We start from the raw sequence: 1318 nt of genomic DNA, 5'->3' as shown, positions 1-1318 counted from the left end.
CTGACATCCTCCCCGGACTGAAGTCCGGGGGTTCCTACGCGGAACTTTCAAGGTTGGAGTCTGTATGCGAGCATTGCTGCTCATCTACCTTTACTCCATCCAGCCGGTCTCCAACGAGACCAGGCTGACCCTCATCGGGTCGGGCCGTGTCAGGCGGCCCATAGCGTAGCAGTCCAGCCGCTACGCCAGCGATGTTCAGACTCGCTACCACGTCAGCATTGCCCTGGTAGCCGCAAGCCACACATCGGAAGTGGCTCTGCTCGGGTCGGTTGGCCCGGGTGGCATGGCTGCACCTCGGGCAGGTACGGCTGGTCTTGCGGGGGTCTACGAACACCACTTTGACCCCCACCCGCTCGGCCTTGTACTGCACGAAGTCCACCAGTTGTCGGAAGGCCCAGCTAGAGACCATGCGGTTGAAACGTTTGCTGCCCCTGACTCGATCCCGGATGCCGTCTAACTGCTCGAAGGCCAGCACCGGGCTGGGATACTGGATTGCAAGGTCTACCAACTGCCGACTGACCTTGTGGTTCAGGTCGGTCATCCAGCGGCGCTCCCTGCCCTTCATGGCCCGCACCCGGTCGGTGCGGCGGTGGCGCTGGTAGCGCTTGCGTAGGGAAGCCTGGCGTTCGCGTTCATGGCGGATGGGCCTGCCGTTTACAACCCAAGTGCCGTGGGGATGCTTTGCGGTGGCAAGGCGCACTATCCCAAGGTCCACCCCGATCACGGTGGGTTCACCGTGCCCGTCACGGACGGTAGGGGTGTGGGGTACGCGCAGGGGCAGCATCACGAACCAGTCCTCGCCCCTCCTGAACAACCGAGCATCTCCTTTGACCTGTTGAAGTCGTCCCCGCCACTTTGCGGGAATGCTGAGGGGGAGCCAGAGGTATTCCCCCTTACTCCCGGTGGAAAGCCGCAGGGTGGTGCCCACCACCTTGTAGGCGTTGACCCCCAGCCCTATGCCCTGGCTGCGAACCGCCGTAGGCTTCCCAGCCCGCCGCTTGCTCTTGCGAAGCCCGTAGTGGCTTCTCGCAAGCTGCACGGCTTGGTTGACGGCCATGCGGCAGTAGTCAGAAGGCAATCCCAGAGTGCGAATGTTTGGGTAGGTGGCGGCATGAATCTTCCCCCTGTTCGAGGTTTTGTTGCTCAGAGCATAGTCAAGCCCCAGCTGCGTCCCCTGGCGGAAGCGTTCAGCGGTCTGGTCGAGCCAGCGCCGCTTGCCTGCTCCGGGGTTGCGCAGCTTGAGCACGACGGTTTCTGCTCTGTGTATGAGGGTATTGTGCCACAAATCAGTTTGCCGATTACGCACTGGGCTTTGCCC

General features: G+C 62.4%; 1 protein-coding gene. It reads right to left on the bottom strand.

The genetic code is table 11. From position 1 onward, the window contains the following. Positions 1-34: 34 nt before the first annotated feature. A partial coding sequence (locus Mgrana_RS16605; protein WP_240631420.1) for an RNA-guided endonuclease InsQ/TnpB family protein occupies positions 35-1318 on the bottom strand: 1284 nt, incomplete at its 5' end.

The organism is Meiothermus granaticius NBRC 107808, assembly GCF_003574355.1.
Lineage (GTDB): Bacteria > Deinococcota > Deinococci > Deinococcales > Thermaceae > Meiothermus > Meiothermus granaticius.
The sequence above is the reverse complement of the archived record's forward strand: the minus strand, read 5'-3'. Positions and strand labels throughout refer to the sequence as shown.